Below are 24,710 nucleotides of genomic sequence, written 5' to 3'. Positions count from 1 at the left end.
TCACTTGACGGCCCCGGCGGTGAGGCCGGCGACCAGATAGCGCTGCAGCAGGAGAAAGCCGGCCACCACCGGGACGCTGACCACCAACGAGGCGGCCATCACCTGGTTCCAGTACACGTCGGTCTGGGTGGCGTAGCCCTGGAGCCCGACGGAGAGCGTGCGGGTGGTCCGGTTGGTCATCACCGAGGCGAACAGCACCTCGCCCCAGGCGGTCATGAAGGCGTAGACCGAGACGGCGACGATGCCGGGGGTGGCCGCGGGGACCACGATCCGCAGCAGGGTGCGCAGCGGGCCGCAGCCGTCCACCGCCGCCGCCTCGTCCAAGTCCCTTGGGATGGAGTCGAAGTAGCCGACCAGCATCCAGATCGAGAACGGGAGCGAGAAGGTGAGGTAGGTGAGGATCAGCCCGCCTCGGCTGCCGTAGAGGGCGACGCCGGTGGCGTTGCCGAGGTTCACGAAGATGAGGAAGAGCGGCAGCAGGAAGAGGATGCCGGGGAACATCTGGGTGGAGAGCACCGTGACGGTGAAGAGCTTGCGCCCGCGGAAGCGGTAGCGGCTCACCCCGTAGGCCGCGAAGACCGCGATGGCCACCGAGCAGAGCGTCGCACTCACCGACACGATCAGGGAGTTGACGAAGTAGTCGGCCAGCGGGACGGTCGTCCAGATGTCCACGTACGGACGGAGCGTCAGCTCGCTCGGTATCCACCGGAACGGGCCCTGTACGTCCCGCAGCGGCTTGAGCGAGGAGCTGAGCATCACCAGCACCGGCCCGAGCACGAACGCGGTCAGCAGGGTGAGGAACACCCGGCGGGCCCACAGGAAGGACGAAGGAGGCTTAAGCATCGGCGTCCCTCCGACGCGAGCCGACGAACAGGTAGACCGCCGTCACCAGCAGCAGGAAGAGCAGCAGCAGCACGGACATGGCCGAGCCGGAGCCGAAGTTCCATGTGACGAAGGAGGATTGGTAGATGTGGATGGAGATCAGGTCGGCCTGCTCGGGGGCGGACTTGCCGAACAGCACGTAGGGGGTGTTGAAGTCGTTGAAGGTCCAGAGGAAGAGCACCAGCACCAGCACCTGGTTGACCGGCCGCAGCGAGGGCAGGGTGATCCGGCGGATCTGCTGCCAGACGCCGGCCCCGTCGATCGCCGAGGCCTCGTAGAGCTCGCGCGGGATGTTCTGCAGGCCGGCCATCAGGGTGAGGAAGGCGAACGGCCAGGTCTTCCAGACCGCGACCACCACCAGGGCCCAGAAGCTGTTCTCGCCGATCAGCCAGAACGGCTTCTCGTCGAGCAGGTGCAGCTGGTCCACCAGCAGGTGGTTCACCAGGCCGGTGTCCCGCTGGAACATGAACGACCAGGTGATCACCGCCGCGTAGACCGGCAGCGCGTACGGCACCAGGAACACGGTGCGCAGCAACCCCCGCCCCCGGAACTCCTGTTGGAGGAAGATCGCCGCCGCCGTCCCGAGCAGCCAGGAGAGCCCGACCGCCAGGGCGGTGAACAGGCAGGTGACCCAGAAGGAGTGCAGCAGCGACCGGCCGATCGGTGCGTCGAAGTCCACCGCCACGCGGTAGTTGGCGAGGCCGGACCAGGGCGCGGCCGACCAGTCCCGGATGAAGAACTGGGTGAGCTGCTTGAAGCTCATCGCGATGCCGACCACCATCGGGACCAGGTGGATCAGCAGCTCCAGGGCGAGCGCCGGGAGCAGGAGCAGGTAGGGCAGGGCACGTCGGCCGAATCGCTGTCGCATCGGGTCAGTTCGCCGGCATCTGCTGCTGGGCCTTGGTGAGTTCGGCCTTCACCGACTCCTCGGTGACCGGCTTGCCGGAGGCGGCGGCGGCCAGCAGGTTCTTCACCGCCGTGCCGACCAGGGTCTCGAACTGGCTCTCGTTGGCCACCTGCGGCAGCGGGGCGGCGCTGGTCTGCAGCACGGTGGCCAGGGTCTTCAACTCCGGGGTGGAGAAGGCGGGATCGGCCTGGGCGTCCTTGACCGGCGGGATGGAGCCGTAGGTCTTGTTCAGCTGGACCTGCTCCTCGCTGCTGGTCATGAACTTCACGAACTGCAGGGCGCCGTCGGTGTTCTTGGTGTTCTTGAAGACCGCCAGGTTGATGCCCGCCACCATCGAGGTGGTGGCCTTGGCGCCGCTCGCCCCGGCCGGGAGCGGGATCGGCGCGACGGCGTAGTCCTCGGGGGCCATGCCGTGCGACTTGAGCGAGGCGCCGGCGGCCTGCCACATCAGCATCGCGGCCTTGCCACTGGCGAAGTCGGTCACCGACTGGTTGGCCGCGTACTCGGCGTTGCCCGGGGCGGCGATCCTGTCCTTGGCGATGAAGTCGACGTACTGCTTGACCGCCGCGACCGCCTCGGGGGTGGCGAAGGCGGGCTTGCCGGCCGCGTCGAACCAGTCGGCGCCGTGCTGCTTGCCGAACGCGAAGGCGTGGTGGACGTTCTCCGAGACGTTGCCGCCCTCGATGGCGAGGCCGAACTTGCCGTCCTTGGTGAGCTTCTGGGCGTCCGTCACCAGCTCGTCCCAGGTGGCGGGGGGCTGGGCGATGCCGGCCTGCTGGAAGAGCTTCTTGTTGTAGTACAGGCCGTAGGCCATGGAGTACAGCGGAACGGCCGCCGGGTCCTTGCCCGCCGCCCCGGCGGAGGCGATGGTGGACGGCGTGAACCGGTCCTTGCCGCCGATCTTGCCGAAGGTCGCCTCGTCGAACGGCAGCAGGGCGCCGGTGGCCTGGAGCGAGGCGGACCAGGTGTTGCCGATGTTCAGCACGTCGGGGCCCTGGCCGGAGGCGGTGGCGGCCAGGATGCGGTTCAGCAGGTCGGACCAGGGGACGACCTCGAGCTTGACCTTGATGCCGGTCTGCTGCTCGAACTTTCTCAGTTCGGGCTCCAGGACCTGCTTGTCGTTCTCCAGACTGGTGCCCTGGTTGCTGGCCCAGTAGGTGAGTTCCTTCGGGGCGCTGTTGTCGCCGCCCTCGGAGGAGGACCCGCCGCCGCAGGCGGTCGCGGTCAGGGTGAGGACGGAGACCAGGGCGGTGGCTGCGGCGAGACGGTGGAAGCGCATGACCGTGTCCCTCTCGGACGAGTGTTACTAGCTCAGATGCTTACTTCGGACCGTGATTTAACGTGTGAGAAAAGCTGGCGTCAAGAGTCCGCGCAGCGATAGATTCAGGCCAGGAGGGAGACCACATGACAGAGCGAGGCAAGCAGACCGTCCGTGACCTGCGACGGGGCAGCCGTTCCACCCTGTTGCACCGGCTGTACTTCGAAGGTCCGCTGAGCAGACAGGAGTTGGGGCGGATCAGCGGCCTGAGCGGCGGCTCGGTCAGCAACGTGGTGGGCGAACTGATCGCCGACGGGCTGGTCGAGGAGTGCGGCTCGGTCGACTCCGACGGCGGCCGCCCCCGGATCCTGCTCCAGGTCACGCCCGACCGGGCACACCTGATCGGGGTGGACGTGGGCGAGACCCAGGTGCGGGTCGCGCTCTTCGACCTGGCCCTGACCGAGCTGGCCGCCAGCGACCACCCGCTCTCCGACCACGGCCACGACGTGGACCACGTGGTCGAGTTGATGCTCACCGGCATCACCGAGGTGCTGGAGCGGACCGGCGTGGACCGGGCGACCGTGCTCGGCGTCGGCGTCGGCGTGCCCGGCATCGTCGAGCAGGGCGACCCCGGCTCGGACGGGTACGGCGTGGTGGTGCACAGCCAGACCGTGGGCTGGGACGCCGTCCCGCTCGGGCGGCTGCTGCGGGCCGGCACCGACCTGCCGCTCTACGTGGACAACGGCGCCAAGACCCTGGGCCAGGCCGAGATGTGGTTCGGCGCGGGGCAGGGCGCGCGGCACGCGGTGGTGGCGCTGTTCGGCTCCGGCGTCGGGGCCTGCGTGATCGCCGACGGCTCCCGCTTCCGGGGCGCCACCAGCAGCGCGGGCGAGTGGGGCCACACCAAGGTGCACGTCGGCGGGCGGCGCTGCCGCTGCGGCTCGAAGGGCTGCCTGGAGGCCTACGTCGGCGCGGAGGCGCTGGTCGAGCGGTGGGGCGCGGCGCCGCCCGGCAGCTCCGAGAAGGAGGGCCTGGCCGCACTGCTGGCCGCGGCCGAGGCCGGCGATCCGGCGGCGGAGGCACTGCTCGCGGAGGCCGCCGAGTACCTGGGCGCGGCCATCGCCGACCTGGTCAACCTGTTCAACCCCGAGCGGATCGTCATCGGCGGCTGGGCCGGCCTGCTGCTCGGGCCGCGGCTGCTCCCGGGCATCGAGGCCGCCACCACCGAGTACGCGCTGCACTTCCCGCGCGCCCAGACCACCATCACCCTGGGCCGCCTGGGCCCGGACGCCGTCACCGTGGGCGCGGCCACCCTGCCGCTCACCCACTTCCTCACCTCGGGCGGCGAACTCCGCCGGCCGGCCCCGGCGTAGCCGTCCCGACCTGCGACAACTCCCCTACGGGGAGGACGACTTGACCGTACACGTCTGGCCGGGTGCCGACCGGCCGGCGGTACGTCAGGTCGTCACCGGGTGCTTGACAGGCGCGAGTTGGGCCCTCCACACTCCCACCGGGGAGCGCTCTCCAAAGATCCGCCGGTGTGTCCGTGTCCACCGCCCGCGCCTCCCGACCCCCACCCCCCACCCACCGCAGGAGAAGCCCGTGAGGCTCACCTCGGCACGCGGTACAGCCGCGACCGCCACCACGCTGGCACTGCTCTCCGGAGCACTGCTCGCCCTGCCCGGCACCACCGCCCACGCGGCCGACGCCCTGATCTCCCAGGGCAAGGCCGTCACCGCCTCCTCCACCGAGAACGGCGGGACCGCCGCCGCCCTCGCCGTGGACGGCTCCACCGCCACCCGCTGGTCCTCGGCCGCGAGCGACCAGCAGTGGCTCCAGGTGGACCTCGGCGCCACCGCCACCATCAGCAAGGTGGTGCTCAACTGGGAAGCCGCGTACGGGAAGTCGTACCAGATCCAGACCTCGGCCGACGGTGTCAGCTGGACCACCGTCCACACCACCAGCAACGGCACCGGCGGCACCGAGACCCTGAACGTCACCGGCACCGGCCGCTACGTCCGGATGAACGGCCTGACCCGGGGCACCGGCTACGGCTACTCGCTCTGGGAGTTCCAGGTCTTCGGCTCGCAGACCGGCGGCTCCACCTGCTCCGCCACCGACGCCGCCCAGGGCCGCCCCACCACGGCCTCCTCCACCGAGAACGCGGGCACCCCGGCCTCCGCCGCCACCGACGGCAACTCCGGCACCCGCTGGGCCTCGGCCGCCAGTGACCCGCAGTGGCTCCAGGTGGACCTCGGCTCCGTGCAGCAGCTCTGCCGGGTGGTGCTCAACTGGGAAGCGGCGTACGGGAAGTCGTACCAGATCCAGACCTCGGCCGACGGCAGCAGCTGGGCCACCGTCAAGACCACCACCAACGGTACCGGCGGCACCGAGACCCTCGACGTCTCCGGCTCCGGCCGGTACGTCCGGCTCAACGGCCTGACCCGGGGCACCGGGTACGGCTACTCGCTCTGGGACTTCAAGGTCAACACCGGCACCGGCCTGCCCCCGATCCAGGGCGGTGGCGACCTCGGCCCCAACGTGATCGTCTTCGACCCGTCCACCCCGGACATCCAGGCCAGGCTGGACCAGGTCTTCCAGCAGCAGGAGTCGGCCCAGTTCGGCAGCGGTCGCTACCAGTTCCTGTTCAAGCCGGGCACGTACAACAACCTCAACGCCCAGGTCGGCTTCTACACCTCGGTCAGCGGCCTCGGCCTCTCCCCCGACGACACCACCATCAACGGCGACGTCACCGTGGACGCCGGCTGGTTCAACGGCAACGCCACCCAGAACTTCTGGCGCTCCACCGAGAACCTGGCCCTCAACCCGGTCAGCGGCACCGACCGCTGGGCCGTCGCCCAAGCCGCCCCGTTCCGCCGGATGCACGTCAAGGGCGGGCTCAACCTGGCGCCCAACGGCTACGGCTGGGCCAGCGGCGGGTACATCGCCGACAGCAAGGTCGACGGGCAGATCGGCAACTACTCGCAGCAGCAGTGGTACACCCGGGACAGCTCGATCGGCGGCTTCTCCAACTCGGTCTGGAACCAGGTCTTCTCCGGCGTCCAGGGCGCCCCCGCGCAGAGCTTCCCGAACCCCGCCTACACCACCCTGGACACCACCCCGGTCTCCCGGGAGAAGCCCTTCCTCTACCTGGACGGCGCCGACTACAAGGTCTTCGTCCCGGCCAAGCGGACCGACGCGCGCGGCACCAGCTGGGGCAACGGAACCCCGCAGGGCAGCTCGGTCCCGCTCTCGCAGTTCTACGTGGTGAAGGCGGGCGCCACCGCGGCCACCATCAACGCGGCGCTGGCCCAAGGCCTCAACCTGCTGTTCACGCCTGGGGTCTACCACGTCGACCAGACCATCAGCGTCACCCGGCCGGACACCGTGGTGCTCGGCCTCGGCCTGGCCACCCTGGTCCCGGACAACGGCGTCACCGCGATGAAGGTCGCCGACGTGGACGGCGTGAAGCTGGCCGGCTTCCTGATCGACGCCGGCACCGTCAACTCCCCCACCCTGCTGGAGGTCGGCCCCACCGGCGCCTCCGCCGACCACACCGCCAACCCCACCACCGTGCAGGACGTCTTCGTCCGGGTCGGCGGCGCGGGCGCCGGCAAGGCCACCACGGCGGTCGTGGTCAACAGCGACGACGTGATCGTGGACCACACCTGGCTCTGGCGGGCCGACCACGGTGACGGCGTCGGCTGGGAGACCAACCGCTCGGACTACGGCCTGATCGTGAACGGCGACGACGTGCTGACCAGCGGCCTGTTCGTCGAGCACTTCAACAAGTACGACGTGCAGTGGTTCGGCGAGCGCGGCAGGACGATCTTCTTCCAGAACGAGAAGTCCTACGACGCCCCCAACCAGGCCGCGGTGCAGAACGGTTCGACCCAGGGCTACGCCGCCTACCGGGTCGGCCCGGACGTCCAGACCCACGAGGGCTGGGGCCTGGGCAGCTACTGCTACTACAACGTGGACCCGACCATCCGTCAGGAGCACGGCTTCGAGGCCCCGGCCCGGCCGGGCGTGAAGTTCCACGACCTCTCGGTGGTCTCGCTGGGCGGCAACGGCCAGTACAACCACGTGGTCAACTCCACCGGCCCCGGCACCTCGGGCACCGGCACCACCCCGTCCACCGTGGTCTCCTTCCCGTGACCCCGGCTGCCTGACGGGCGGCCCGCCCCCACCTCGGCGGAGGTGGGGGCGGGCCGTGCGCTCAGGCCAGCTTCCTCATCTGCCGGGCGGTCTCCGGGAGTTGCTCGTCGGCCGCCCGGTGTGAGTGCAGCACGGCCTGCCCCGCCTCGGTGCGCAGCCGGCCGGCCAGCCGGACCGGGAGCGAGACGGTGAGCAGGTGCCCGCTCCCCTCAAAGCCCTCCACCAGCCAGGAGACCCACGGGAGTTGGACGCTCGCGGCCGGGCTGAAGGCGATCGGCCGGTGCCCCTCGAAGGCCAGGTCGTAGACGCCGGAGCGGGACCAGGTGGAGAGCGTGAAGGTCTTGGCCGCCGGGTCGAAGCCGAGCGGGACGCACTCGCGCAGCCGCTCCCGGCCCAGGGTGGCCAGGAAGTCCCGGTTGGTCCGCAGGCTGAGGTGCTCGGTGGCGAAGGAGTCCACCGCCGCCCGGATCTCCCCGGCCAGTGCGGCCGGGTCGGCGTCGGCCGGACAGCTCAGCGCGATCTCGCCCAGCACGTTCCCCGACTGCCCCGCCGGCACGCCGAGATGGCGGCGGACGTTCACCGGCAGCAGCAGGGTGCGGGCCTCGTGGTCCTCGTCCAAACGGCGCACCGCGGTGACCACATGGGCGCAGAGCACGTCGTTGACCGAGAGCCGCCGCCCGGCCGCCGCCTCGAACTCCGCCCGCAGCCGGGCGGTCTCGCCCTCGGTGAAGTAGACCTGGGTGGTCCGGTTGGCCCGGGTGGCGACGGCGAACTCGCGGGCCAGCAGCTCGGCCTCCGCGGCGTCCGGGATCCGGAAGCCCAGCCGCCCGGAGTCCCGCTCGGGCAGCACCGAGCTCAGGTACGCCTCGCGGTCTTCGGCCAGCAGCGTCTCGGGCTGCTCGGTGCCCTCCACCGCGGCCGACCAGGAGCGCATCAGGGTCATGAAGGTCTGCATGTCGCCGAGCACGTGGTGCCAGGAGCAGCCGAGCGCCGTGCCGCCGTCCGCCAGGCGGCTCAACCTGACGGTGAACAGCGGGAGTTCGCCGTCGTGCACGGCCTGGGCCGCGACGTGGTCCACGTAGCCGGAGGCGGCCAGGGTCATCCGCCCGAGCGCCTCGCCCAGGGTCTCCGGGACACTCCCCGAGACCATCGGGACGCCCGCGTCCGAGCAGACGATCTCCAGCCCGTCGGCACCGCCGCGCAGCCGTCCACCGAACAGCGGCACCCGGGCGAGCGCCACCGCCAGACCCCCGGCCAGGCGCTCCTCGTCCAGCGGGTGGTCGTAGAAGAACACGACGGAGACGGCCAGTTCGGCGAGCATCGCATCGGAGACCCCGCAGCGGACCACCGTACCCGTGGCCGTCCCGGCCCGGACGGTCCGCACGTGCTCGCTGGTGGTGGTGATGGTCATGGCTGCCCCTCCCGGTGGTTGACCGAGACCCTAGCGGCTAACCCAGGTGGTCTACACCATCCGAGAGGCGTACGAACCTCCGGCCGGCGCCGAGCAGTTCGGGCAGCGCGGCGGCGAACCCGGCGGCGGTGCCGTGGCCGGGCTGGTTGACGTGCGCGATCACGATCGCCCCGGGGCGGACACCGGCCAGCGCCTGCCGCACCTGGGCCGGGGTGAAGGTCGCCCCGGCGTCCGCGTTCACGGTGAACCCGGCGACCCGCTCGCCCAGTTCGCCGACCACCCGGACGGCGGTCTCGTCGTAGTGCGCGGTGCCGGAGCGGAAGAAGCGGGGCGGACGGCCGGTCAGCTCGGCCAGCCCCCGGTGGTTGCCGGCCACCTCGTCGTAGACCTCGCCGACGCCGCGGGTGCCGGCGATCCCGTACGCGGAGCGGCCGTCCACCGAGAGCGGGCGGTGCGCGGTGCCGTGGTTGGCCAGTTCGAACAGCGGATCGGCGGCCAGCTCCCGGGCCCGGCCCGGATCGGCGGCCAGCCAGCGCGCGTTCACGAACAGGGTTGCGGGCACTGCGTGCTGACGGAGCGTCCGTAGCAGCGCCTCGTCGCAGCCGCTGCCGTCGGGGCCGCCGCATGCGTCGAAGGTGAGCGCGACCGCCTCCCCCGGCAGCCGGCCGAGCACCCCGGCCACGTCCGTCCCCCACCGCCCGGCCGGCTGCCCGCCGTACCGGGCGACCACCTCCGCCCTGGTCGGCAGTACCGCTGCCACGGGCGACGGCGCGGGCGTGGCGGACGCCGTGGGTGTGGGGGACGGTGTGGGCGTGGGTGACGGAGTGGACGTGGGTGACGGAGTGGACGGGACGGCGGGCGGTGCCTCCGACGGCCGTCCGCAGCCCGCCAGCCCCACCGCCGCCAACCCGCCCAGGACCGCCCTGCGACTCACCGACATGCCGTCACCGTAGGCGCGGGACGGGCCGGATCAGAGCCAGCCGCGCTGACCGCCGACCGAATGGAGCCACTGGTGCAGGTAGCCGGCCCAGTCGGTGGCGTTCACGTCCGGGTGCGCGACGGTGAAGGAGCGGAAGGTGTCGGAGCCCTCGGTGAAGAGGCCGCCCTTCTTGTCCATCTCCAGCACCACGTCCACCGCGTGCTCGTCCGCCACGAAGGAGAGCTCGACCTGGTTCAGGCCCGGGTACTGCTGCTGCGGCGCGAAGAACTCGATCTCCTGGTAGAACGGCAGCCGCTGCCGGGTGTTGCGGATGTGGCCGCGCTCCAGGTCAGCGCCCTTGAAACCGAAGCCGAGCCGGCCGAACGCGTCCAGGATCGCCTGCTGCACCGGCAGCGGGTGGACCACGATCGGGTCCAGGTCGCCCGCGTCCACCGCCCGGTCGATCGCCAGCTCGGTGTGCACGCCGAGCACCATGCCGCGCAGCTGCTGCCCGCCGACCGCCGTCACCGGCGTCTCCCACGGCACCGGGATCGCGAACGGCACGGCGTGCAGCGCGCCCTCCTTGAGCTCGAACTCCCCACCCAGCCTGGTCGGTTGGAAGCGGATGTCCTGGTGGTGCTCGCCCTCGCCGCTCTCCACCTCGACCCGCGCCTGGAGGCTGAGGGTCAGCCCCTCGATCCGCTGGTCGACCTTGCCGCCCTGGATCCGCACCTCACCGTGGAGCGTGCCGCCGGGCACCACGTTCGGGTCGGTGAGCACCGTCTCCACCGAGGCCCCACCGGCTCCGAGCCCGGCCAGCAGTCGCTTGAATCCCATCGCGCTTCCTCTCATCGGATATGCCCCGAGTCTCCCACCTCACCCGGAATGCCGGAAGTCATTCCCGGTGCGGCCGGATCGTCACAACAATTCCCTTTCCGCCCGACGGAGTTGACCTCCGCATTACCCCCGGCCCGACCGGGCGATCCGAAAGCCCACGTCGTCGATCCGGTAGGTGGGGTGGCTGCGGCGGCGCACCGAGGCCCGGCAACTCCACTGCTCGTCCGACCACCCGCCACCGCGCAGCACCCGGTAACTCCCGTACACCTCGGCGTCGTAGACGTCCCAGCACCAGTCCCAGACGTTGCCGAGCATGTCGTACAGGCCCCAGGCGTTGGGCTTCCTGCCGCCGACCGGGCGCACCCGGCCGTCCGAGTTCCGCGCGTACCAGGCGATCGCGTCCAGCTCGCCGTAGCGCGGGCCGGTGCTGCCCGCCCGGCAGGCGTGCTCCCACTCCGCCTCGGTCGGCAGCCGGTAGCCGTCTGCCGCGGTCTCCCACTCCACCGCGTCGCCGTCGATCCGGTACACCGGCGTCAGCCCGGCCCGCTCGGACAGCGCGTTGCAGAACCCGACCGCGTCGAACCAGGAGACCCCCTCGACCGGCAGCCCCGTCCCCGTCCCCGCTCCCGGCCGCAGACCCGTCACCCGGGCGTACGACTCCTGCGTGACCGGGACCGCCGAGAGCGCGAACCCCGCGACCGCGACCTCCCAACTCCGCTGCGTCCTGCGGTCCGAGAGGAGCACCCGCCCCGCCGGGACATCCACCAGCCGGAACTCTTCCCCCACGTCCATGGGCTCACCCTACGACGCCCCCGGAGGCGCAGAGGTCAGGCGGACTCGCGGACGACCAGTTCCGGTTCGAAGACCACCGAGGCGGGGCCGGTGGCCGGGTCGGCGATGCGTTCCAGGAGGATCCGGGCCATCTCGGCGGCCATCCGCTCCACCGGCTGACGCACCGTCGACAGCAGTGGCAGCCCGCCCGTCGCCGCGCTGCTGTCGTCGAAGCCCACCACCGCCACGTCCTGCGGCACCCGCCGGCCGTGCTCGGCCAGCACCGCGACCGCCCCGCGGGCCATCAGGTCGTTGGCGGCCACCACGCCGTCCAGGTCCGGGTGGCCGGCCAGCAGCTCCGCCATCGCCGCCGCTCCGCTGGCCTGCCCGAAGTCGCCTTCGGCCGACGGCACGTCACCGAGCACCTCGCGCAGCCCCACCAGCCGGTCCCGCCCCGCGGCGAGCGCGGACGGCCCGGCGATGGAGACGATCCGGCGGCAGCCGCGCTCGCGCAGGTGCCCGGCGGCCAGCCGGCCGCCCTCGACGTTGGCCAGGTCGACCCAGCTCAGCCGGTCGGCGAGACCCTCCGGCGGGGCGCCGAACATCACCACCGGCAGCCCGGCCTCCACCAGCCGCCCCGGCAGCGGGTCCCCGGCCCGGGCGGAGACCAGCATCGCGCCGTCGGCGTTGCCCTGGCGGAGAAAGGAGAGCACCTCCTCGCGGGCCGCCGCGTCGTCCGCCAGCATCAGCACGGGGTGCACGCCGAGCGGGCGCAGCGCGCCGATGACCCCGCTGACGACCCGTCCGAAGAAGGGGTCGGTGAAGATCTCGCCCTGCCCGGGGGTGCCCGAGACCACCAGCGCCACCGACCCGGCCCGTCTGGTCACCAGGGCGCGGGCGGCCGCGTTGGGGACGTAGCCGGTGGCGGCCACCGCGTCCCGGACCACCTGCTGGATCTCGGGGTCCACGTTCCGGATGTTGTTGATCACCCGTGAGACGGTCGACCGCGAGACCCCCGCCTCCCGGGCCACGTCCTCCAACGTCGCGGGCCGCCGCGCCAGGGCTTCGCTCATGCGGCCGTTTATAGCACGGGCCGCACAGGGGGCCGCGAGGGCAGAGCCGGTGCGGCCTCCGGGGCAGCAATCGCGCGGAACCGGGCAGAGTCGACACGGAACGGGGCATTCCGCCACCCCTGCGGGCAAGTCCCAGGAATCTCTCATCTACGATCAGCAAGTGCCCAGCCTGACCGGAAACCCGATCCAGATCGTCGCCGTCACCTTCGCGGTGCTGGCCTTCGTGCTGACCATGTGGCTCTGGCCACGGCTGGCAGGGAAGGGCTGGAAGGCCTGGACCGGACGGCTCGGCGCCTTCTTCGTCACCCAGGTGGCGATGCTGGCCGCGATGGGTCTGGTGGCCAACTCCTACTTCGGCTTCTACACCACCTGGACCGACCTGCTCGGGACGGACGGGTCCCCCGGCAAGGTGGTCGACCAGCAGCCCTCGTCCAAGGGCTCGCTCTCGCTGCGCTGGGAGGAGAAGGTGTTCTCCTCCCAGGGTTCGGCCCGGGAGCGGTCCGGGGTGCTCCAGCAGGTCAGCCTGACCGGCACCAAGTCCGGCATCTTCAGCGACGCGGCCGTCTACCTGCCGCCGCAGTACTTCCAGCCCGGCTACGAGCACCAGAAGTTCCCGATGCTGCTGGTGCTCTCCGGCTACCCGGGCTCGATCGAGAAGCTGGTCACGCTGCTGAACTACCCCTCCTCCACGCTGGAGGCGATCGGGGAGGGCAAGCTGCCCCCGACCATCCTGGTGATGATGCGTCCGTCCGTGACCGGCAACCGGGACACCGAGTGCGTCGACGTCCCCAAGGGCCCGCAGACCGAGACCTTCTTCACCGAGGACGTGCCGACCGCCGTGGCGGCCACCTACCGGGTCTCCGACAAGCCCGAGCAGCGGGCCGCGATCGGGAACTCGACCGGCGGCTACTGCGCCCTCAAGTTCGCCATGCGCAAGCCGAATTCGTACCGCTCGGCGATCGCGCTCTCCGGCTACTACGAGGCCGCGACCGACGTCACCACGGGCGACCTGTTCGAGGGCGACGAGCAGCTGAAGAAGGAGAACGACCTGCTCTGGCTGCTGAAGAACCGGCCTGCCCAGCCGGTGTCGCTGCTGCTGGCCACCAGCTACAACGAGTACAACTACCAGGCCACCCAGGAGATGGTGAAGGCCTTCCAGGCCCCGACCAAGCTGTCCACCATCACCCTGGAGAGCGGCGGTCACAACTTCCACACCTGGACCAGGGAGATCCCGCCCGCGCTGGAGTGGCTCGGCAAGCAGTTCCAGCAGGTCCGGCCCGCCTGACGAAGCGTCACGGGGGAGATTGAACCGGGCTCACAGCCGGGCTTCACGAGAATCTCAGCGGGGTGCCCGAGCGTAGCCCCCATGACCACGACCAGTTCCCCTCCTCCGACCAGCGAACCGTGGCCCGAGGCTGCGAACTACCCGCCGCCGGTGCCGCCCGCCGCCCCGACGCCACCGGCCCGGGCCGAGGTCCCCCCGCTCTTCCCCTCCGCCCCGCTGCCGGCCACCGGCCCCAAGGGCCCGGCCACCTGGGCCGCCCGGCTCACCACCCTCCCGGCCCGCACCTGGCGCGGACGCCCGGACGACCCGGCCTGGGCCCGTCCGGCGCTGCTCGGCCTGCTGGCCCTGACGGCGGTCCTGTACTTCTGGAACCTCACCTCCTCCGGCTGGGCCAACTCCTTCTACTCGGCCGCCGTGCAGGCCGGTTCGCAGAGCTGGAAGGCCTTCTTCTACGGCTCCTCGGACGCGGCGAACTTCATCACCGTCGACAAGGCGCCGATGTCGCTCTGGCCGATGGCGCTCTCCGCCCGGGTGTTCGGCCTCGACTCCTTCAGCCTGCTGATGCCCCAGGTGCTGATGGGCGTGGCCACCGTGGCCACCGTGTACGCGACGGTGCGCCGCCGGTTCTCCCCGCTCGGCGGCCTGGTGGCCGGGGCGGTGCTGGCGCTCACCCCGGTGGCCGCGCTGATGTTCCGCTTCGACAACCCGGACGCGCTGCTGGTGCTGCTGCTGACCCTGGCCGCCTACGGCACCGTCCGGGCCACCGAGACCGCGAGCACCCGCTGGCTGCTGTTCGTCGGCGTGATGCTCGGCTTCGGCTTCCTCACCAAGACCCTGCAGGCCTTCCTGGTGCTGCCCGCCATCGCCCTGGTGTACCTGGTGGCCGCGCCCACCGGCCTCGGCCGCCGCGTGCTCCAACTGCTGTACGGCGCACTGGCCCTGGTGGTCTCGGCCGGCTGGTGGGTGGCCGTCGTGGAACTCGTCCCGGCCTCCTCCCGCCCGTACATCGGCGGCTCGCAGGACAACGACTTCCTCTCCGTCACCTTCGGCTACAACGGCCTCGGCCGGATCACCGGCAACGAGACCGGCAGCGTCGGCGGCGGTGGCCGCCCCGGTGGCGGCCAGGGCGGCGGCATGTGGGGCTCCACCGGCATCACCCGGCTGTTCGACGGCGACATCGGCGGCCAGATCGCCTGGCTGCTGCCGGCCGCGCTGATCCTGCTGCTGGCCGGCCTCTGGGCCACCCGCCGCGCCCCGCGCACCGACGGCGCCCGCACCGCCTTCCTGGTCTGGGGCGGCTGGCTGCTCTGCACCGGGCTGACCTTCAGCTTCATGTCGGGGATCTTCCACCAGTACTACACGGTGGCCCTCGCCCCGGCGGTCGCCGCCCTGGTCGGCATGGGTGCGGACGGCCTCTGGCGGGCCCGGCACCGGGTCCCGTCCGCGGCGCTGCTGGCGCTCACCGTCGGCACCACCGCGGTCTGGGCGTACGTGCTGCTCGGCCGCAGCTCCACCTTCGTGCCGTGGCTGCGCTGGGCCGTACTGGCGGCCGGGCTGCTGGCGGCGCTCGCGCTGGCCTTCGCCCCGGTGCTGCACCTGCCCGGCCGTACCGGCGCCCGGCTCGGCGCGGTGGCCGGCCTGGCCGCCCTGGCGGCAGCCCTCGGCGGTCCGGCGGCCTACGCGGCCGAGACCGTCTCGACCGCGCACACCGGCTCCATCGTCACGGCCGGTCCCCGGGTCGAGGGCGCCAACGGCTTCGGGCCGGGGGGCGGCGGCGGTCCCCGGATGCGGATGAACGGCGGTGGCCAACTCCCGCAGGGCGGCGGCCAGTTCCCTGGTGGCACCGGCCAGTTCCCGGGCGGTACCGGCCAGTTCCCCCGCGACGGCGGCGAGGGCCGGTTCGGCTTCGGCGGCGGGACGGGCGGCGGCGGCATGGGCGGCCTGCTCAACGGCGCCAAGGTCAGGGAGGAGGTGGCCCAGTTGCTCAAGCAGGACGCCGACCGGTACACCTGGACCGCCGCAGCGGTCGGCTCGCAGAACCAGGCCAGCTACCAACTCGCCAGCGGCGAACCGGTGATGGCGCTCGGCGGCTTCAACGGCTCGGACCCCTCCCTCTCGCTGGAGCAGTTCAAGCAGTACGTCGCCGACGGCAAGGTGCACTGGTTCATCGGTGGCGGCGGGATGGGCGGCGGCGGCATGGGCGGCTCCAACTGGTCGTCCGAGATCGCCTCCTGGGTGACGGCGAACTTCACCGCCAAGACGGTCGGCGGCACCACGCTCTACGACCTGACGGTCCAGCCCAAGAGCTGACGCCCCGGTACCGCACGCGCCCCTCGGCAGCTCCCCCGCCGAGGGGCGCGTGTGTGCTTGCGCACTCCGGGCCGGCGCGCCGTCGCGCCGACTTGACCCCCCGTGAGGCGGCTGCTGTGCTGGTGCACCGTCACCGACCGCACCACCGACCGGGGGAAGACACCGTGCGCGCCCGCAGGACCACACTCACCGCGACCGCCCTGCTCCTGCTGCTCGCCCCGGCCCTCGCCGCCTGCGGCCCCACCGGCAACTCCCAGGACAAGGCCCCCTCCTCCGCCGACGGCGCCGCCCTGGGCACCAGCCCGCTGCAGAACCCGGACGGCACCAAGCCCGGTCTGGCCCCGATCACCTCCGACGGGGACCGCAAGGCCGCCCGCGACCTGATCGCCAAGGTCACCACCGCCGAGCCCGGTTCCCAGGCCGGCTACGACCGCGACCAGTTCGGCCCGCCGTGGACGGACAACGTGGACGGCGTCCCGTTCGGCCACAACGACTGCGGCACCCGTGACGACCTGCTCGCCCGCGACGGCCGGTCGGTGGCCCGCAAGGACGGCTCCGCCTGCGTGGTCACCGGCATGACCATCTACGACCCCTACACCGGGCAGACGGTGCAGTGGACCAAGCAGCAGGCCACGAAGATCCAGATCGACCACGTGATGCCGCTCTCCTACGACTGGAAGCAGGGCGCCGCCGCCTGGCCCAAGGCCAAGCGCGTCCAGATCGCCAACGACCCGCTCAACCTGATCCCCGCCGACGGCTCCCAGAACGCCTCCAAGGGCGACTCCGGCCCCTCCTCCTGGCTCCCGGCCAACGAGGCGGTCCGCTGCTCCTACGCGGTCCGCTTCGCCCAGGTCTCCCTCAAGTACCAACTCCCGGTCGCCCCGGCCGACAAGAAGACCATGCTGGGGCTCTGCGGCGGATAACGAGGTGATCAATGTGATGGTCGGGTGATACCCATGGGCGGTGATCGCGAACACCGTCCGGCTCTCCGGCCGTCTCCTCCCCGTCGCCCTGGCGGCCGCCCTGCTCGCCGGCTGCACCTCCGGCTCCTCCACCGAGGCCTCCGCACCGAGCACCACCGCGAGCGCCCTCCCGAGCCCGAGTCCCAGCCCCACACCGAGCCCGAGCCCGACCCCGAAGCCGACCGGCGAGGCCGACCCGGCGCTCCGGCCGTTCTACACCCAGCAACTCGGCTGGGCCGCCTGCGCCGACGACCCGAAGACCGAGAAGCTCGACGAGTCCACCGCGCAGTGCGCCCGGCTCCGCGTCCCGCTGGACTACCGGGCCCCCGGCGGCGAGACCATCGAGATCGCCCTGGCGCGCCGTCAGACCGCCCAGGACGGCAAGCGGATCGGCTCGCTGCTGCTCAACCCCGGCGGCCCGGGCAGCTCCGGCGTCGGCATGGTCCAGCGGGGCACCGAGTTCGGCAAGGACGGCCTGCGCGAGAGCTACGACCTGGTCGGCTTCGACCCGCGCGGCGTCGGCGCCAGCACCGCCGTGCACTGCCTGGACGACCGCGCCAGGGACGAGTTCGACAGCACCGACACCCGCGACGGCACCCGCGGCCGGACCATGGCCGACGCCTGCCGGGCCAACTCCGGCAAGCTGCTCCCCCACGTCGGCACCCGCGACGCCGCCCGCGACCTGGACGTCCTGCGCGGCGCGCTCGGCGAGCCCAAGCTCAACTACCTCGGCTTCTCGTACGGCACCTACCTGGGCTCCCGCTACCTGGAGCAGTTCCCGGACAAGGCCGGCCGGGTCGTCCTGGACGGCGCCGTGGACTCGACGCTCACCCAACTCGACCACGCCGTCCAGCAGAACATCAGTTTCGAGAAGGCCCTGCGCGCCTTCGCCGCCGACTGCGCCGAGCAGAAGCAGTGCAGCCTCGGCAAGGACCCCGAGCAGGCCCCGGCCAAGCTGGCCGCCTTCCTGGACGGCCTCGCGAAGGAGCCGCTGACCACCACGGACGGCCGCAAGCTCACCGCCTCCGCCGGCTGGACCGGCACCCTGAGCATGCTCTACGGCGACGCCGCCAGCTGGGAGTACCTGCGCAACGCCGTCGGCTGGGCGATGATCCGCGACAAGGGCGACTACCTGCTCGCGATGGCCGACGACTACTACGACCGCGACCAGGACGGCAAGCACAGCAACATGCTCGACGCCTACACCGCCATCCACTGCGCGGACCCCGGCGCCGACGTGCCCACCGACGCGCAACTCGCCGCCGCCAAGCAGAAGTTGCACGCGGAGGCACCACTGATCTCGGCCCGCTACACCGACGAGGACCTGTTCGACCCGGACTGCCGCAGCTGGCCCTACCGCACCACCGAGCAGCCAGCCCCCGCCAAGGCCCCCGGCGCCGCCCCCGCCCTGGTCGTCGGCACCACCGGCGACCCCGCCACCCCGTACGCCTGGGCCCAGCAGCTCACCGCCGAACTCGGCAACGCCACCCTCCTCACCCGCGAGGGCGAGGGCCACACCGGCTACAACAAGAACCCGTGCACCACCACCGCCGTCAACACCTACCTCACCACAGGCACCCTCCCGGCCCCTGGCACGCGCTGCTAGCGCCCCACAGGGGCGCGAGGAACTGCGCGAGTCCGGAAGGCGGACCAGCGTGAGATCGGGGCACGTCAGCCAGTTGCACGTGTTGCCGTTCCCCAGCGCGCCCGCGCGGCGGAGCCGCAGATCAGCAGAGCCTCGCGCCCCTGAGGTCGCTGCCCTCCCGGACCCTCGCGTCAGCCTCCGATGGCGGACATCGGCCGGGCCGGTTGGACGAAGTCCGCGGAGCCGATGTCGTGGCCCGGGCCCTTGCGGGCGATGGTGTTGCGCCAGGCGCGTTCGACGGCGTCGTCGTCCGCGCCGCCCCGCAGCAGCGCCCGCAGGTCCGACTCCTCCGTCGCGAAGAGACAGTTCCGCAGCTGCCCGTCGGCCGTCAGCCGGACCCGGTCGCAGCCGCCGCAGAACGGCCGCGTCACCGAGGCGATCACCCCGACCACCACCTCCGTGCCGGCGATCCGCCACTCCTCCGCCGGGGCGTTGCCGTGCCGTCCGACCGGCACCAGCTCCCAACGCTCCGTCAGCACCGCGAGCAGCTCGTCCGCCGTGATCATCCGGTCCCGCTCCCACGCGCCCTGCGCGTCCAGCGGCATCGACTCGATGAACCGCATCCGGTACCCGTGCTCGGCCGCGAACTCGACCAGCTCCACGATCTCGTCGTCGTTGACGCCCCGCACCGGCACCGCGTTGACCTTCACCGGCGCCAGCCCGGCGGCCTGGGCGGCGGCCAGGCCGGCGAAGACGTCGGCGATCCGGTCCCGGCGGGTGATCTCGGCGTAGCGTTCGGGCCGCAGGGTGTCCAGGCTGACGTTCACCCGGTGCAGCCCGGCGGCCTTCAACTCGTGGGCGGTGCGGGCCAGTCCGATCCCGTTGGTGGTCAGCGAGACCTCGGCGCCGAGCACGCTCAGCCGCCCGACCAGGCCGGGCAGGCCGCGGCGGAGCAGCGGCTCGCCGCCGGTCAGGCGCAGGGCGGTGATGCCGAGGCGGGTGACGGCGATCCGGGCCAGCCGTTCGACCTCGTCGTCGGTGAGCACCTCGGCGCGGGGCAGCCAGTTCAGGCCCTCGGCCGGCATGCAGTAGGTGCAGCGCAGGTTGCAGCGGTCGGTGAGGGAGACCCGGAGATCGGTGTGGACCCGGCCGAAGCGGTCCACCAGCGGGCTTGGTGCGGTGTCCATCTGCCCAGTACAGGGCCCGGGCCCCGGGGAGCACCAGCGGCGGAAGCACCGGCCCACCGCGTTGACCTGCGGCGTCGCCCTGTGCGATCGCACAACTGCCCCTCCGGTCCCAGGGGCACCAGACTGGCGGCATGAGCACTGTCAACGTCCCGGCCCTGGTCCTCGCGGCGGGCGGCGGGCGCCGTCTCGGCGGACGCCCCAAGGCGCTGATCACCCGTCAGGGACGCCCGCTGCTCTCGCACGCCCTGCGGGTGGTCCGCACGGGCGGCTGCACGGGCGCCGTGGTGGTGCTGGGCGCCGCCGCCGAGGAGGTCCGGGCCACGGTGGACACCGGGGCGAGCGTCCTGGTGGACAACCCCGACTGGGAGGGCGGCATGGGCTCCTCGCTCCGCGCCGGGCTGGCGGCGCTCCCGCCGGGGGCCACCGCCGCGCTGGTGATGCTGGTGGACACCCCGGGCGTCACTCCGGCCGCCGTGGCCCGGCTGCTCGCCGCCCACGCGGCCGGCGCCGAACTGGCCGCCGCCGCCTACGGCGGGAGGCGCGGCCACCCGGTGCTGATCGGCGCCCGCCACTTCGCCGAGGCGTCCGCCGGAGCGGTCGGCGACGCCGGGGCCCGTGCCCTGCTGGCCGCCCACCCGGTCGAGCTGGTCGAGTGCGGCGACGTGGCCGTCCCGGACGACCTGGACACCCCGGAGGACCTGGCCCGCTGGGACGCGGGCTGAGCCCCCCGTCCGCGCCGCCCCCGCGTGGACCGTGCGCCCCTGACGTGCCCCTGGTCTCTCCCTGAGGATTGCCGATATCCGGGCCGACGGCCGGTCGGATCGGGGACGATGGGACGGACCAGGCCAGGCGACCAGAACGGACGGTGTGCACGATGCCCGGAGCACCGCTGCCCGACGACTTCGACGAGCCGGCGGCGGACCGGCCGCACGGCGCGAGCCCGATCCGCTGCCCGGCCTGCCGCCGTGAGCACCTGTACGAGCCGCCGAGCCTGCCATGCCCCTGCGGGGCCCGGCTGCGGGTGCCGCTGCTGCGCGGCGGCATACCGGTGCAGATCCGGTTCCGCTCCTGGGAGGACTCCTGGCTGAGCATGCGCTGCCCGCACTGCGGCCGGGACGACCAGTGGCCCCAGCCCGAGTTCACCTGCAACTGCGGCGCCACCGTCCGCCTCCCGGTGGACCGGGCCCCCCGGCTGCAGAGCGCCGGCCCCGGCCCCCGGCACCAACGCCCCGGCACCCCACTGCCGTTCGACGCCCGCGCCCTCGACGGACTGGACGGGCTGGACGGCCTGCCGGCCGACCCCCGGCCGACCGTGCCGGTCCAGGGCGGGCCGTCCGCCTGGGAGTACCGGCCGCCGTTCCGCCCGCACCCGGTGCGCTCCGAGGACGACGCGGTGCTCACCACCGCCCGCTACCTCCAGTGGCTGGGCTTCGACGACCTGGAGCTGACGGAGGATCAGGAGACTTCCTCCGTCTCCCTGTTGGGCGGCCGGATGGTGGCCCAGGTGGACGGCTCCGGGGCGCCGGCCGACCTGCGCACGGTGGAGTGCCTCTGGCTGCGCACCCTGCACGCGGAGGAGATCGCGGCGGCGCTGTTCAGCCGCTCCGGCTTCACCCAGCAGGCGCTGGTGCGGGGCGAGCAGCTGCTGGTAGCGCTGTTCCACCTGGACGAGTCCGGCATCCCGCAGCCGGCCAACGGCGCCGCCGAGGCCCTGCTGGAGACGGGTTGGACCTCCTGACGGCACACGGAGGACCCGCCGGGCCGGCACCCCGAACCGGTCTGGACCAGATGATCAGGAGGAGTTGATTCCGGATCATCTCGCGCTCGTGATCTGGTGCACAAGCTCGCCCCCGTGTTGAATTGCCGCCACGGCGGCCATGCCCGCTCGCTGGACACCGCACACAAGGAGGTGGCGTTGTCGGAGCACGGAACAGCTCTGGGGGGCAGCAAGACGGACGCGGTCTGGCGGCTACGGTCCCGGGGATGTTGGCAGGAGGCCGCCGAACTGCTCCTCCCGGCGGCCCACGAGGACCCTTCGGCCGCCCTCTCCCGGGCCGAACTCCTCATCGAACAGTGCATGTTCACCGCCGCGCACTGGGAGCAGGGCGAGGAGGCCCTGCGCGCGGCGGAGGCCCTGGCCGCCTCGTCGGACCAGCGCGCCGAGGCCACCTGCGCACGCGGCTTCCTGGCCTACGTGGCCAGCGTGCTGGGCCCGCGCGACCGGCTGGACGAGGCCCAGGCCGCGCTCGGGCGGACCTCCGCCCTGCTCCCGCCGGACTCCCCGGGGCGTCCGCTGCTGGACTTCCGGCGCGGACTGGTCGCGGAGAACCTGCTGCACGACCGGCAGGCGGCCTGGATCGCGTACCGGCGCGCGCACGACGGCGCGGCCGAGCGAGGTGACGAACTCCTGCTCTCCTACACCTGGCGCCACCTGGCCTCGCTGGCCCTCGCGGCGGGCGACCTCGAACAGGCCAGGGAGGGCTTCCGGACCTCGCTGACGATCCGTGAGGAGCTGGGCTTCACGGTGGGGGTGGCACCGGCCCTGGCGGCGTTGGCCGAGGTCTCCGAGCCGGCCGAGGCGGCCCGGCTGCGGGCGGAGGCGGCCCGGCTCGTACAGGCGCTGGGCGGCGTGCCGGTCTGGCTCGCACGGCGGCTGGACACCGTGCCCGCCCCGGCCGCTCCCCCGGACGGCGGAAGCTGACGGGACGTCGGAAGGAGCATCAGCTAAGGTGAGCCTAACCTGCCCGGGGAGACCCACTCCGGGCAGGTCCGGCTCGCCCGCGCGGGCCGGCCCGTACCGCCGCCCCGGGCTCCCCGAGCGCCGGCCCACCTCCGGGGGCCCGCATGACCGCCAGCAGCACCGAGGCCCGCCCCGCCGGGCCCGGCCCCCTCGCCGACGGCCGCACCGACGACGGCCTCCTCTCCGACGGCCCTCTCCGCGACGACTCGCCGCTGCTCGGCAGTTACGCCCGCCAGCACCGGGTCTTCCCGAGCCTGCGGATCGTCACCGGCCCGCTGCCGACCGGCCCCGGCTGGGTGGCTACCACCGCGCTGGTGACTGAGGAATCGGTCCGTCAGGAGCTCATCGCCCACGACCAGTCGCTGGCCTTGGCCGACTACGGGCAGCTGCTGCGGCCCGACGTGGCGGCCGGCTTCTGCCTGCACCGCTACGTCTGGCCGGCCGCGCTGGCCCTCACCCTGCCGTGGTTCCTGGAGCGCCGGGTGCCCCGGCTGCCCGCCGGACGGGTGGCGATCCACCGCCCGGCCGGGGAGCTCGCCGTCCACCCGGACGGCTTCGCCTGCCTGCCCGACGACCCGGCGGCCCACCTGCCGGGCGCCCGGGTGGTGCCGGACGAGGACGCTCTGCGGTCCGAACTCCGTTCCGCGCTGGCCGAGTTGCTCACCCCCGTACTGACGGCCTTCCACCCGGCCATGCGGCGCGGCTCGCGGACCCTGTGGGGGATGGCGACCGACGACGTGATCGAGGGGCTGTGGTTCCTCGGCGGCCTGCTGGGCGAGGAGGAGCGGGCCGCCGCCGAGGTGGCCGAACTGCTGCCCGGCCCGTCCGAGCGCCCGTTCGTCGGCGGGGCGGGTTTCAGGCGGTTGACGGACGGCCCGGCCGCCCGGACCAGGACCCGGGTCAGTTGCTGCCTGTTCTACACGGTGCGTCCGGAAGAAACCTGTCTCAGCTGTCCGCGGAGCTGTCCGGAATAGCGCATTCCGGGTCCGATTCGGCTCAGTCATTTCATATGACCGTATGGATTCAACGCGTTCGGAATTCCCTCTCCTCAGTGCATTGGACCGGATTCGGCCGAAAGGCCGCCGACCATCGGCCATAGTGGTGACTCGCCGTCACACGGCGGGAAAGCGAGGCTGGTTCCGGCCATGAAACTGTCCGATATTCCACTGGGCTGGGCCATCACGGGTGTGGCCGGTCTGGTGGCGGTCGCCGTCCTGGTGACCTTCCTGCGCACCAGGACCGCGGCCGCCGCGGCCGCCACCGGTGCGACCGACTCCTGGGAGCGCAGCGAGGAGCGCCGCCGCCGCAAGGAGTCGATGTACGGGGTCTCCGCCTACGCGCTGCTGTTCTGCTGCGCGGGCGTGGCCGCGGCTCTGTCCTTCCACGGCCTGGTCGGCTTCGGGGTGCAGAACCTCGGGCTCTCCGGCGGCTGGGAGTACCTGGTGCCGTTCGGCCTGGACGGCGCCGCGATGTTCTGCTCGGTGCTCGCCGTCCGCGAGGCCAGCCACGGTGACGCCGCGCTCGGCTCCCGGCTGCTGGTCTGGCTGTTCGCCGGCGCCTCGGCCTGGTTCAACTGGGTTCACGCGCCCCGGGGTTACGGCCACGTCGGCGCCCCGCAGTTCTTCGCCGGGATGTCGCTCTCGGCCGCGATCCTGTTCGACCGCGCGCTGAAGCAGACCCGGGTGTCCGCCCTGCGCGAGCAGGGCCTGGTGCCGCGGCCGCTGCCGCAGATCCGGGTGGTCCGCTGGCTGCGGGCGCCCCTGGAGACGTACGCCGCCTGGTCGTTGATGCTGCTGGAGGGCGTGCGCAGCCTGGACGAGGCGGTCGAGGAGGTCCGCGACGACAAGCGGCAGGCCGCGCTGGACCGCGAGCGCCAGCGGATGGCCAGCCGCCGGGAGCGGGCCGAGATCCGCGCCATCGGCCGTCAGCCGGGCAGCGCCTGGCGGGCCCGGGGCGCCAACCGGCAGCTGACGCCGGGAAGTTCGGAGCCCGTCATAGAACCGTCACCCGACTCCCCGAGCTCGCAGAGCTCACCGAACTCGCCGGACTCCCGGAACTCGCCGGACTCCGGGGCGACAACCCCCGCCGCTCCGGCCACCGAGGGCGCGCTGCCGGTGCGGCGCAGCATCGACCTGACACCGGAGGAGGAGACCATGCCGCTGCCCCGGCTGGACTCCCTGGAGCAGAAGCTCAAGGACCTGGAGCAGCAGTTCGGCTGACCGATCAGCCGCTCGAGCGTGGATAGGCCGTGGGGCGGCACTCCGCGGCGCGCGGTGCGAGGCCCGCGCCCCCGGCGCAACCCGTGACCGGACCGATCAGGCGGCGGCCCGGCTCCCCCGGGCCGCGGCCTGACGGCCCGTCCGGTCCGGACCGGCGCCGTCGCCCTGCCGTCCGCCGACCCGCCGTCCGCCCGGCTGCCGTCCGC

At 72.6% G+C, this 24,710-nt stretch carries 21 protein-coding genes; 12 read left to right on the top strand and 9 right to left on the bottom strand.

What is annotated here, in order from left to right; genetic code table 11:
* The 3 genes from ACZ6ZR_RS08295 to ACZ6ZR_RS08285 are packed head-to-tail and all read right to left on the bottom strand — an operon-like array spanning position 1 to position 3,068.
* On the bottom strand, positions 1-843 hold the full coding sequence (locus ACZ6ZR_RS08295) for a carbohydrate ABC transporter permease (protein ID WP_465640646.1): 843 nt from the start codon (positions 841-843) through the stop codon (positions 1-3).
* Positions 836-1,750 carry a carbohydrate ABC transporter permease gene (locus ACZ6ZR_RS08290; protein WP_465640644.1) on the bottom strand — a complete coding sequence of 305 codons (915 nt, stop codon included), beginning with the start codon at positions 1,748-1,750 and terminating at the stop codon, positions 836-838. Before ACZ6ZR_RS08290 ends, ACZ6ZR_RS08295 begins: the two co-directional genes overlap by 8 nt.
* Positions 1,751-1,754: 4 nt before the next feature.
* Entirely contained in the window at positions 1,755-3,068 is a 1,314-nt protein-coding gene (locus tag ACZ6ZR_RS08285; RefSeq protein ID WP_465640642.1) for an ABC transporter substrate-binding protein, read from the bottom strand.
* A 125-nt stretch (positions 3,069-3,193) separates the two neighbouring features.
* Here ACZ6ZR_RS08285 and ACZ6ZR_RS08280 point away from each other — a divergent pair, with 125 nt between their 5' ends.
* Positions 3,194-4,420 carry an ROK family transcriptional regulator gene (locus ACZ6ZR_RS08280; protein ID WP_465640640.1) on the top strand — a complete coding sequence of 409 codons (1,227 nt, stop codon included), beginning with the start codon at positions 3,194-3,196 and terminating at the stop codon, positions 4,418-4,420.
* Positions 4,421-4,649: 229 nt separating this feature from the next.
* Positions 4,650-7,205 carry a discoidin domain-containing protein gene (locus tag ACZ6ZR_RS08275; RefSeq protein WP_465640638.1) on the top strand — a complete coding sequence of 852 codons (2,556 nt, stop codon included), beginning with the start codon at positions 4,650-4,652 and terminating at the stop codon, positions 7,203-7,205.
* Between the two features lie 61 nt (positions 7,206-7,266).
* Here the strand turns inward: ACZ6ZR_RS08275 and ACZ6ZR_RS08270 are convergent, their stop codons facing one another.
* Positions 7,267-8,616: an acyltransferase gene (locus ACZ6ZR_RS08270; protein WP_465640636.1), complete on the bottom strand. Its 1,350-nt coding sequence runs from the start codon at positions 8,614-8,616 to the stop codon at positions 7,267-7,269.
* A gap of 37 nt (positions 8,617-8,653) precedes the next feature.
* Positions 8,654-9,376, bottom strand: a complete 723-nt coding sequence (locus ACZ6ZR_RS08265) for a polysaccharide deacetylase family protein (RefSeq protein WP_465640634.1) — start codon at positions 9,374-9,376, stop codon at positions 8,654-8,656.
* 52 nt (positions 9,377-9,428) lie between these two features.
* Here ACZ6ZR_RS08265 and ACZ6ZR_RS08260 point away from each other — a divergent pair, with 52 nt between their 5' ends.
* Positions 9,429-9,569: a hypothetical protein gene (locus ACZ6ZR_RS08260; RefSeq protein WP_465640632.1), complete on the top strand. Its 141-nt coding sequence runs from the start codon at positions 9,429-9,431 to the stop codon at positions 9,567-9,569.
* A 17-nt stretch (positions 9,570-9,586) separates the two neighbouring features.
* Here the strand turns inward: ACZ6ZR_RS08260 and ACZ6ZR_RS08255 are convergent, their stop codons facing one another.
* The 3 genes from ACZ6ZR_RS08255 to ACZ6ZR_RS08245 form a co-directional block, all read right to left on the bottom strand.
* The gene (locus ACZ6ZR_RS08255; protein WP_465640630.1) at positions 9,587-10,372 is read right to left on the bottom strand and encodes a sporulation protein; all 786 of its coding nucleotides are present in this window, start codon (positions 10,370-10,372) and stop codon (positions 9,587-9,589) included.
* A gap of 123 nt (positions 10,373-10,495) precedes the next feature.
* The gene (locus ACZ6ZR_RS08250) at positions 10,496-11,164 is read right to left on the bottom strand and encodes a formylglycine-generating enzyme family protein (protein WP_465640628.1); all 669 of its coding nucleotides are present in this window, start codon (positions 11,162-11,164) and stop codon (positions 10,496-10,498) included.
* Between the two features lie 35 nt (positions 11,165-11,199).
* Positions 11,200-12,216, bottom strand: a complete 1,017-nt coding sequence (locus tag ACZ6ZR_RS08245) for a LacI family DNA-binding transcriptional regulator (RefSeq protein WP_465640626.1) — start codon at positions 12,214-12,216, stop codon at positions 11,200-11,202.
* A gap of 160 nt (positions 12,217-12,376) precedes the next feature.
* Here ACZ6ZR_RS08245 and ACZ6ZR_RS08240 point away from each other — a divergent pair, with 160 nt between their 5' ends.
* The 4 genes from ACZ6ZR_RS08240 to ACZ6ZR_RS08225 all read left to right on the top strand — a co-directional run bounded on the left by ACZ6ZR_RS08240 (position 12,377) and on the right by ACZ6ZR_RS08225 (position 18,379).
* The gene (locus tag ACZ6ZR_RS08240; RefSeq protein ID WP_465640624.1) at positions 12,377-13,501 is read left to right on the top strand and encodes an alpha/beta hydrolase; all 1,125 of its coding nucleotides are present in this window, start codon (positions 12,377-12,379) and stop codon (positions 13,499-13,501) included.
* Positions 13,502-13,582: 81 nt separating this feature from the next.
* The gene (locus tag ACZ6ZR_RS08235) at positions 13,583-15,811 is read left to right on the top strand and encodes a glycosyltransferase family 39 protein (RefSeq protein ID WP_465640622.1); all 2,229 of its coding nucleotides are present in this window, start codon (positions 13,583-13,585) and stop codon (positions 15,809-15,811) included.
* 164 nt (positions 15,812-15,975) lie between these two features.
* Complete coding sequence (locus tag ACZ6ZR_RS08230; protein ID WP_465640620.1) at positions 15,976-16,734, top strand: HNH endonuclease family protein; 759 nt, start codon at positions 15,976-15,978, stop codon at positions 16,732-16,734.
* Between the two features lie 40 nt (positions 16,735-16,774).
* On the top strand, positions 16,775-18,379 hold the full coding sequence (locus tag ACZ6ZR_RS08225) for an alpha/beta hydrolase (protein WP_465640618.1): 1,605 nt from the start codon (positions 16,775-16,777) through the stop codon (positions 18,377-18,379).
* Positions 18,380-18,549: 170 nt separating this feature from the next.
* Here ACZ6ZR_RS08225 and moaA read toward each other — a convergent pair whose 3' ends face one another.
* Entirely contained in the window at positions 18,550-19,545 is a 996-nt protein-coding gene (gene moaA / locus ACZ6ZR_RS08220; RefSeq protein WP_465640616.1) for a GTP 3',8-cyclase MoaA, read from the bottom strand.
* 131 nt (positions 19,546-19,676) lie between these two features.
* Here moaA and ACZ6ZR_RS08215 point away from each other — a divergent pair, with 131 nt between their 5' ends.
* The 5 genes from ACZ6ZR_RS08215 (at position 19,677) to ACZ6ZR_RS08195 (ending at position 24,504) form a co-directional block, all read left to right on the top strand.
* Positions 19,677-20,267 (top strand): nucleotidyltransferase family protein, encoded by a 591-nt coding sequence (locus ACZ6ZR_RS08215; protein WP_465640614.1) that lies wholly within the window; start codon positions 19,677-19,679, stop codon positions 20,265-20,267.
* A 152-nt stretch (positions 20,268-20,419) separates the two neighbouring features.
* Entirely contained in the window at positions 20,420-21,283 is an 864-nt protein-coding gene (locus ACZ6ZR_RS08210; RefSeq protein WP_465640612.1) for a hypothetical protein, read from the top strand.
* Between the two features lie 177 nt (positions 21,284-21,460).
* Positions 21,461-22,246: a hypothetical protein gene (locus ACZ6ZR_RS08205; protein WP_465640610.1), complete on the top strand. Its 786-nt coding sequence runs from the start codon at positions 21,461-21,463 to the stop codon at positions 22,244-22,246.
* A 143-nt stretch (positions 22,247-22,389) separates the two neighbouring features.
* Positions 22,390-23,259 carry a (2Fe-2S)-binding protein gene (locus ACZ6ZR_RS08200; RefSeq protein WP_465640608.1) on the top strand — a complete coding sequence of 290 codons (870 nt, stop codon included), beginning with the start codon at positions 22,390-22,392 and terminating at the stop codon, positions 23,257-23,259.
* 171 nt (positions 23,260-23,430) lie between these two features.
* Positions 23,431-24,504: a DUF2637 domain-containing protein gene (locus ACZ6ZR_RS08195; protein WP_465640606.1), complete on the top strand. Its 1,074-nt coding sequence runs from the start codon at positions 23,431-23,433 to the stop codon at positions 24,502-24,504.
* Positions 24,505-24,710 lie beyond the last annotated feature (206 nt).

This window comes from Kitasatospora sp. NPDC088742, from assembly GCF_055584905.1.
The sequence above is the reverse complement of the archived record's forward strand: the minus strand, read 5'-3'. Positions and strand labels throughout refer to the sequence as shown.

Coding starts and splice junctions, on each gene's coding strand:
- ACZ6ZR_RS08295 (WP_465640646.1), bottom strand. CDS start 843: ATGCTTAAGCCTCCTTCGTCCTTCCTGTGGGCCCGCCGGGTGTTCCTC.
- ACZ6ZR_RS08290 (WP_465640644.1), bottom strand. CDS start 1,750: ATGCGACAGCGATTCGGCCGACGTGCCCTGCCCTACCTGCTCCTGCTC.
- ACZ6ZR_RS08285 (WP_465640642.1), bottom strand. CDS start 3,068: ATGCGCTTCCACCGTCTCGCCGCAGCCACCGCCCTGGTCTCCGTCCTC.
- ACZ6ZR_RS08280 (WP_465640640.1), top strand. CDS start 3,194: ATGACAGAGCGAGGCAAGCAGACCGTCCGTGACCTGCGACGGGGCAGC.
- ACZ6ZR_RS08270 (WP_465640636.1), bottom strand. CDS start 8,616: ATGACCATCACCACCACCAGCGAGCACGTGCGGACCGTCCGGGCCGGG.
- ACZ6ZR_RS08255 (WP_465640630.1), bottom strand. CDS start 10,372: ATGGGATTCAAGCGACTGCTGGCCGGGCTCGGAGCCGGTGGGGCCTCG.
- ACZ6ZR_RS08250 (WP_465640628.1), bottom strand. CDS start 11,164: ATGGACGTGGGGGAAGAGTTCCGGCTGGTGGATGTCCCGGCGGGGCGG.
- ACZ6ZR_RS08245 (WP_465640626.1), bottom strand. CDS start 12,216: ATGAGCGAAGCCCTGGCGCGGCGGCCCGCGACGTTGGAGGACGTGGCC.
- ACZ6ZR_RS08235 (WP_465640622.1), top strand. CDS start 13,583: ATGACCACGACCAGTTCCCCTCCTCCGACCAGCGAACCGTGGCCCGAG.
- moaA (WP_465640616.1), bottom strand. CDS start 19,545: ATGGACACCGCACCAAGCCCGCTGGTGGACCGCTTCGGCCGGGTCCAC.
- ACZ6ZR_RS08215 (WP_465640614.1), top strand. CDS start 19,677: ATGAGCACTGTCAACGTCCCGGCCCTGGTCCTCGCGGCGGGCGGCGGG.
- ACZ6ZR_RS08210 (WP_465640612.1), top strand. CDS start 20,420: ATGCCCGGAGCACCGCTGCCCGACGACTTCGACGAGCCGGCGGCGGAC.
- ACZ6ZR_RS08200 (WP_465640608.1), top strand. CDS start 22,390: ATGACCGCCAGCAGCACCGAGGCCCGCCCCGCCGGGCCCGGCCCCCTC.
- ACZ6ZR_RS08195 (WP_465640606.1), top strand. CDS start 23,431: ATGAAACTGTCCGATATTCCACTGGGCTGGGCCATCACGGGTGTGGCC.